1 protein-coding gene is annotated in these 541 nt (G+C 37.5%); it reads right to left on the bottom strand.

Annotated elements, in window-relative coordinates; genetic code table 11:
- Positions 1 to 120: 120 nt before the first annotated feature.
- On the bottom strand, positions 121 to 541 hold a 421-nt coding region (locus LIZ98_RS17660), incomplete at its 5' end, for an RNA-guided endonuclease InsQ/TnpB family protein (protein WP_227140437.1).

Genomic DNA, 541 nt, shown 5'->3' with positions numbered 1-541 from the left:
GTGAACTACCCTCCACTTACCACCCTTGCGGGTCGCTTGAAGTGGGGGCTTCTCGGGTAATCCTATCTAACGATAAGAAATTGACCGAGCTTACCCTCTCGTTCCGAAAGTTATTATTCTTTATGCTAATATGCGTAATCCTTCATTTTTGATATTGATTGCTGAATTGTGATCACGATCTAATACAAAACCGCAAGAACATTCATATACACGTTTAGATAATGGCATTTCTTTTTCCTTGCCACAACAAGAACATTTCTTAGTAGAAGGGAACCACTTATCGATTTTTACAAGTTGTTTCCCTTGTTCTTTTAGCTTGTATTCTAAGAAAGTAGTGAACATACCCCAGCCATTATCATGAACACTTTTTCCAAAATTGAGGGCTTGAGACATTCCTTTCATGTCTAAGTCCTCAATGATAACTGCGTCATAGGTTGATGCTAATTCTTTTGATTTATGGTGAAGAAAATTTTTGCGTTGATTGGCAATTTTCTCTTGTAACTTTGCTACTTTCAAACGTTGTTTTTCCCAACGTGCAGAA

The sequence above is a fragment of the Caldibacillus sp. 210928-DFI.2.18 genome (assembly GCF_020554505.1).
Taxonomy (GTDB): Bacteria; Bacillota; Bacilli; order Bacillales; family Caldibacillaceae; genus Caldifermentibacillus; species Caldifermentibacillus hisashii.
The sequence above is the reverse complement of the archived record's forward strand: the minus strand, read 5'-3'. Positions and strand labels throughout refer to the sequence as shown.